Annotated in this window: 5 protein-coding genes; 3 read left to right on the top strand and 2 right to left on the bottom strand. The window is 38.0% G+C overall.

From position 1 onward, the window contains the following. Positions 1-658 precede the first annotated feature (658 nt). From MHI33_RS21975 to MHI33_RS21965, 3 genes are all read left to right on the top strand, one after another. Positions 659-1777 (top strand): response regulator aspartate phosphatase, encoded by a 1119-nt coding sequence (locus MHI33_RS21975; protein ID WP_011116798.1) that lies wholly within the window; start codon positions 659-661, stop codon positions 1775-1777. 1530 nt (positions 1778-3307) lie between these two features. Further along, a complete protein-coding gene (locus MHI33_RS21970; RefSeq protein ID WP_340913961.1) occupies positions 3308-4345 on the top strand; it encodes a protein rep in 1038 nt (345 codons plus the stop codon). A gap of 17 nt (positions 4346-4362) precedes the next feature. Continuing rightward, positions 4363-4524: a hypothetical protein gene (locus tag MHI33_RS21965; protein WP_172693045.1), complete on the top strand. Its 162-nt coding sequence runs from the start codon at positions 4363-4365 to the stop codon at positions 4522-4524. Between the two features lie 222 nt (positions 4525-4746). On the opposite strand, the gene MHI33_RS21955 is transcribed toward MHI33_RS21965, so the two are convergent. Together MHI33_RS21955 and MHI33_RS21950 are read right to left on the bottom strand one after the other, a co-directional pair. Beyond that, complete coding sequence (locus MHI33_RS21955; RefSeq protein ID WP_340913959.1) at positions 4747-5298, bottom strand: hypothetical protein; 552 nt, start codon at positions 5296-5298, stop codon at positions 4747-4749. Positions 5299-5689: 391 nt separating this feature from the next. Beyond that, positions 5690-6163, bottom strand: coding sequence for a DUF3967 domain-containing protein (locus MHI33_RS21950; protein ID WP_010890180.1), 474 nt, complete (start codon positions 6161-6163; stop codon positions 5690-5692). Positions 6164-7061: the final 898 nt, after the last annotated feature.

The following is a 7061-nucleotide window of genomic DNA, read 5'->3' as shown; positions in this document are numbered from 1 at the left end:
GCCGAAGGGGCATCCCCCGAAGATCGGGGGTAGGGGGTTTGAATATTTGCGATCCAACGGGCTGACCGTTGGCGGGTTTGGGCAGAGCCCAAAAAGAGTCATTGGAGAACCAGTGCCCACTTATGCACCTAAAAGTTGCACGTGTGTTTTCTCTCCGTTCAAAACAGAATGCCAGGGCATTGTACCGTTGGGAGATTGATGAAAAAATTTGGTGGAGATGATAGAATAAGAGAGGATTTATTCATCTGATTGTTTGGCGAAGGTGCGAAGCGAAAAGGCGGCGGTAGTCGCCTGAGTGGCAACGAAAAGCGAAGCACCGAGAGCCAAACGAGAACCCCCCATGCTAACAGGGGGGTAGTACGCAAGATGAAAATAAAACGTATAAAAAAATATGATGTGAATTTTAAAAATGCCGTTGAGAGCGTTCAGATTCGATTCTGAACGCTTTTATTTTTGTTCGGGTAATTGAAGTAGGGGAATGAGTCAAAAACGCTTATAAGGGATTTAAATGCGTTTTTTGGTTTTGTCTGCTGAATTCATTTAAAAAACGTTTGCGAGATACCGAAAATTTTCAAAAATGGAAACGCAAGCAAGTTATAGTCGTATTTCATGTGCTAGGATTTAACATAAAAAAGCGATGTATCGGGGGATTGATGGTATGGGAACTATTGCAGCGCCTGTGGTTGGTCAGAAGATTAATGAGTGGTATCAACATATCAAAAGGTTGAATGTGACAGATGCAGAGATTCTCCGTAACGAAGTTAAGAATGAGCTGGATTTGATGGAGGAAAACGAACAGGTTGTTCTTTATTTTCAGCTAATGGAATTTCGCCATGAACAGATGCTTGAATACGTAAATCCATCAAAAAATACTGTCAACAAAGCTGATTATTTGAGAGCTGTCGAAGGTGAAGGAAAAAGGCTTACTGGTATTATGGAGTACTACTTCAATTTCTTCAGAGGGATGTATGAGTTTTCTAAAGGGGAGTACATAAAAGCTATTACATTTTATCGCTATGCTGAAAGAAAACTTGATAAAGTAGCTGATGAATTGGAGCGTGCGGAGTTTTTTTTCAAAATGGGAGAAATCTTTTATCACATGAAGCAAACACATCTATCTATGTATTATGTTGAACAGGCGTATCATGCTTATAAGGCACACAGTATATATCAAGTTAGGTTAATCCAGTGTAGATTCGTAATTGCGGGAAATTATGATGATCTGGTCAGTTATGAGAAGGCACTTCCCCATTTGAAACTAGCTTTACAGGAATCTATTGCACTTGGCCATGATTACATTACGACTAAGGGTTTGTTGAATTTAGGAAACTGTTTTAATAAACAAGATGATGTTGCGAAAGCAACAGTATATTACCAACGTGCATTAGAGTTAGGCGAGAAGATCGGAGCTAAAGAGGTTGTACAAGCTTGTTATGATTTAGCCATCATTTTCTTTAAGCAGGGACTAAAGGAAGAAGCTCTTGACTATTGTGTGAAGGGAAAAAGCTATGCTGAAAAGTATGATGATTATATGTTTGTCGATCTTTTTAATGTGCTTCATGAGTTATATGTGACGGTTTCGCCTAGTGTTGAAGTCAATCAAAAATTTGATCAACTTTTATATAGTCGTGGTTATCCTTATTTAGAAGACCTAGCTTTAGAGGCTGGAAGATTTTATAATGACATAGAACGATTGGATGATTCTGTATTTTTTTACAGGAAGATGATCCAAGTTCAGAAACTGATTCAAAGGGGCGATTTTGAATATGACGTTTAAAAAAATTATGGCTGCCGTTTTGATTTTAGCTGTGGCTGTTGCGCCGGTTTATGGTTTAGCGACGCAAGATAACAGCGTTTCTGTTGCTTCAAGGAATGCAACATGATGTATCGTATTCGATTTGTAACATGAATGAAAATTGACAGACCTTTCGGGTCTGTTTTTTTGTGGAAATATCATGTGTAGTCACTTGGAAATAACACGTAAACTATTAGGTTTTTGATTAAACGTGATATTTCCACTGGTTACAGTCGGCAGGAACGCATAAATAGCAATGGCCAAGAAGGTCGGACTGATCGCCATGAAATGACCTTACTTGTTCTATGCTCTTCTGCTTGTCTCTTTTTCAATCCCACCATTTTCGTGGGCGGGTGACGACAGTTGTATTTTGAATGTCAGGTTTAGTCAGGTTGCATAAAAAATAACGACTAGCTGAATGCTCTAGTCGTCAGTAATAGGTTATGATTCTTTAAGGTATGAATGTTTGTGAAAAAGAGTGAAAAAATAAAAAAAATCTCCCCCTGAGGGGAAATTTTTTTAGGACGCTGACCTTCTCATGCTGAGGATGTCGAACCGAATTCATTTTGTTAAGATGACAAGTGCGCTTTTTACTATATGTTGATGCGTATAAGTGGTGTGGATTTTTCTGAAATGAAAAGCAATCTGACTTTTTAAATCTGATTGCTTTTTATAAAAACGAAATTTATGGAGGTTGGTGAGTATTAACGATGGGGTTTCAATACTCACTCTAATATATGTGAGTTTACTGAAGAGTGATCATTGAAAGATCGAGGTTATAAAAAATAATGATTTTGGTTAGAATTTTAATGGGGAACCTCCAACGCTTGCGTATGCGAAAAGGTCTTTAGGAGCCGGCACTTTGCTGACTCCTTTTTGTTTTGATTAAAATCAAATGTTAAAAGCACCCTGAACATAAGCAGGATGCTTTTAATATTTGCGGGCTTTTTTTATAACTTATGGCTGTTTTGGATTTTTTATTAAGAAAAACATTTTATGTTATTGGTTCTTAATTGGGAAAAGCAATCTGATTGTAAAATCAAATTGCTTTTTTATGAAACGAAGATTGATAATGGGGAGATCAGAATTCTTGTTATCATATGCTAGATTGTGGAAGAGTGATCATTGAAAGAGTGATGTTATAAAAAATAGTCTATTTGGTTAGAATTTTAATGGGGGACCCTTCCTTCATGTCTGCAAGTAAAGAAATATAAGATTGGGTTTATTTTTGAGGAGCTAGTATATTACTGGCTTCTTTTTTGTTTTTGGGTTTTTGGTTTTTAAAAAGATGGCGGTTTCGCCAGATTTTTAGGCGATTTTGACGGAGTCAGAATCGTGTCTTTTCTTATCTTGATACATATAGAAACACTGTCATTTTGAAAAAGTGCGATAAATCCAGTGGTGTCAATGGTTTAATGATGATTTGACAGGTAAAAACCCCGTCTGCTATTATTTAAGTGTCGAGCAAAAATAATAGAATGCTAGAGAACTAGCGTCAGAAGGGGTTTTTTTATGTGTAATACCTATAATTTTGTTGATTCCAATTTGGATTATACCATCCTTGAGGACAAAACCGCAACAGGAAAAAAGCGGGATTGGCGAGGAAAAAAGATGAAATCGTCACTTATTTCTGCTCATTATGAGGCGTTGGAAAAGCGCACTGGCTCTCCTTATTTTCTGAAAAAAGCTGAAAAAGTCTGTGATTGTGCGGAATATCTTGTGTTTAAGAGAGACAGAAAAACGGGCAAGTTAAAGCTAGCTCAAGCCTATTTTTGTAAAGTGAGGTTATGCCCTATGTGTGCTTGGCGAAGGTCGTTAAAAATTGCGAGTCATAATAAATTGATTGTAGAAGAAGCCAACCGACAATATAAGCCTGCGTGGATATTTCTCACGTTGACAGTGAAAAATGTTGAGGGCGATGATTTAAAACAAACGATTACTGATATGATGGAAGGCTTTAGAAAGCTGTTTCAATACAAAAAAGTAAAAACTGGAACACTTGGTTTTTTCAGAGCTTTAGAGATTACGAAAAATCATGAAGAGAATACATATCATCCTCATTTTCATGTGCTGATTCCTGTAAAGCGCAATTATTTTGGGAAAAGCTATATCAAGCAAGCAGAGTGGACAAGCTTTTGGAAGCGTGCAATGAAGTTGGATTATACACCTATTGTGCACGTGCAGCGGGTCAAAGGAAAAAAGAACATTGATGCGGAAGCGATTGAACAAGAAGTGCGTAAAGAGATGGAAGAACAAAAGGCTATTCTTGAAATCTCGAAGTATCCTGTTAAGGATACAGATGTCATACGTGGGAATGAAGTGACCGAGGAAAATCTGGATACTGTCTATTATTTAGATGGGGCATTGAGTGCAAGGCGTTTGATCGGATATGGTGGGATCTTGAAGGAGATTCATAAGGAACTGAATTTGACGGATGCTGAGGAAGGTGATCTTGTTCGTATTGACGAAGAAGATGATGAGATAGCGAACGACACGTTTGAAGTGATGGCACGTTGGCATGTTGGCATTAAGAATTATATAATTACTTAAATGTTGAGGTGAATCGAATGCTGATCAATTGCGATAAATTTTTTATCAATGAGCTTCAGAAGGAAGGCTATGATTTAGATTATAAGAAATTGATTGAAATCTATAGAAAATCGCGTGAAAGTGATGGTTATCAAAAAAGACAATCTCAGAAACGAAAAATGTATGGAGATAGTGAATGATATAAAAAAAGCAGACTATGAAGTCTGCTTTTTTTTGAATACTTTATCAATGATAAACATGAAAAGTGTGAATAATAGAGACACAACTAAAATATCTAGTATCGTGACATATGAGCTCTTTTTGATTGCTAGGAACCACAGCGACTGTAGTACCAGAGATATTACGAAATAAGATATGTACTTAATACCGTTCATATTAATTTTGTCCCCTTTACTTTTAGCTTATTTTCCAATACAGCGAACGCTGAACCAAGCAAAGCTTGCGGATAATCCAATAACGCCACCCTTGACTGCGTTCTTTCCAACGATTTTGATGATCTCGATAGCTAATTTATCCCATAGTTTTTTATCAATCAGTTTTTGCATTCCACCTGTGAGAAATCCAAGTCCAGTGACGTTAAGGACGCTGTCGATCATACATGATTTCCATGATGATGTAGAGATTTCCCCAGTTGATGGATAAGGGATACCTTCTAAATCCTTTTCTTCCAGTTCTTCCCCATTAATCAGTTTAACAAATGCTACGATTGATGCAACGTTCTCTTGTCCGAATTTATCAGCGACTAATGACTCATTTAAGACATATTTCCCGTTTTCTTGAACAGAAGCTAACTCAAAAATGAATTGCATATCGGAAGCGATCTGTTGAGCTGCCTGTTCCTCTTCAGTAAGTTTTTGTGCGCTTGCTAGTGGGGCGAAAGCAGTAATTGAAAGGACTAATGCACAAAATGCGGCTAAAATAGACTTCCAGTTTTTCTTTAAAGAAATAGTCATTATACGTTTTCCTCCTCTGGGTTAATTGGAATACAAATACTAGGTTATATTATATTTTTTACCAGTTCAATGACTATATTACCATTTTGAAATTTTTTTATTTTGGTTGCGGTGACCGCAATCATTTTTTTTATTTTTCAGTGCTTCGTTTTGAGGAATATTTTTGTGATAGAATCCGTTCACTGTGGAGGTGAATGTGATGAAAATTGTAATTAATGTGATGGATTTAGGAGCATTCATTATTTGTACTTTGCTGTTCATTGCATTGTGGTTTGAAGAATCAGAAGAAGCTGGCTATTAAGTCGGCTTCTTCTTTACACGCTTGACGGAAATCGAGAGATTTTAGCACTCACACAGGGGTGTGTATAAGTGCGCCATTTTCATGGGTGTCCTATTTCCAAAATTGCCACCACTTTTTTTGTTGAGCAGCAGCAATCATTTTTTTTGCTTCAATGGATTCTTTCAAAGCGAGCATGAGATTTTCATCTCGCTTTTTTTGTTGTTCTTCAAATTGTTCGAGTCGTTTTAGGATGGCCCGATTGAATTCCTCTTGTCTTTGAATGAGATCGGCGACATTGACATCTTGTAGCGGTGTAGCGGTATCCGATATGGACAAGTTTGACCGATACAAGGTCGCTACAAGTTTGGCTACTTCTTCTAGTGATTTACCACTCAATTTAGAGTGTGTGTATATATACTCCATAGCGGATAAATCGGACTCATTATACTGACGCCATCCCTTAGTGTCTCTGGCGAAATTATAGCCGTTTTTCTCAAGCATGGCGGCGTATTTGCGTATCGTGACGCTGGAGACATTGAGCTTGTTTGCAATGTCTTGTGAAGAAAGGTAGGTTTCGGGTTTCATAGCGGGTTCACCTCTTTATGATTCATTCGCTACGGTATACGCTACGCCCTCCTAGATCAAAAGGCAAAATGTTTTTGTTTTGCGTAGCGGGTTGAAAGAGAAAAATTTTGATAAGTGTCGCTGGAGACATTTCGGAAAAGGTGAAAAGAGCATAAGGGAAAACTGCAACCATTTCATGCTTGAAATCACAGGGTGATTTGTTTCGTGGCGGTTGCAATTTTTGAAAAGAATGTGCCTAAAAATGAAAAACTGACACACCTTTTTTTAGGAGAAAAATGCGGTGGTGTGTCAGAAACGGCAAATCTGCCACACCATAAAAAGGAAAAGTGAGAAGAGCATAAGGGGTTTTTGTCCCCACTTATGGTGTGGAACTAGGCAAAGCCTAGCAAAAAAATGACCCCAAAGAAGTGGTGGAAATCACTCCTGCAGCAGTGGCGATTTTTGAGGTGATCACTTCCCGATCACTACTGAAAAACGAGCCGGTCACTGGCGTATCAGTGATGGAAAATGATCGACCAGTTGTCAATCACTTGTCAAAGTGCCCAGTTATACGCACCAAAAAATGCGCGTGTTTTTAGAAAAGCCAACGAGGGTTTTTTCACGAAAGTTTGCTAACGTTTTGTGTTTGAAAAGGAGCGCACTGCACACAAAGAAAGGTAACGTTTTGCAAAAAAATCAGTCGCAACAAGGGTTCAATAATGGATGAATTAAGTTCGTGTTTGTTTTGTGTTGTTTCGGAAAGGTGTGCACTCAAAAGGAGCGTTACTGTTTAAAAAATGGAGTGAAAAACATTCGGCATGAGTCAACGGTAAGCGGAACGAAAGTGAGCATTAAGGAGTTGACTCATTCACTACATCCAAAGCCTATTGATTCAAACAAACCCCGTTTGTTTGCGCCA

Source organism: Bacillus sp. FSL K6-2971, assembly GCF_038006405.1.
In the GTDB taxonomy this organism is placed as follows: Bacteria; Bacillota; Bacilli; order Bacillales; family Bacillaceae; genus Bacillus; species Bacillus pumilus.
Note: the sequence above shows the minus strand (reverse complement) of the source record. Positions and strands in the feature narration are given on the sequence as shown.

Coding starts and splice junctions, on each gene's coding strand:
- MHI33_RS21955 (WP_340913959.1), bottom strand. CDS start 5,298: ATGACTATTTCTTTAAAGAAAAACTGGAAGTCTATTTTAGCCGCATTT.
- MHI33_RS21975 (WP_011116798.1), top strand. CDS start 659: ATGGGAACTATTGCAGCGCCTGTGGTTGGTCAGAAGATTAATGAGTGG.
- MHI33_RS21950 (WP_010890180.1), bottom strand. CDS start 6,163: ATGAAACCCGAAACCTACCTTTCTTCACAAGACATTGCAAACAAGCTC.
- MHI33_RS21965 (WP_172693045.1), top strand. CDS start 4,363: ATGCTGATCAATTGCGATAAATTTTTTATCAATGAGCTTCAGAAGGAA.
- MHI33_RS21970 (WP_340913961.1), top strand. CDS start 3,308: ATGTGTAATACCTATAATTTTGTTGATTCCAATTTGGATTATACCATC.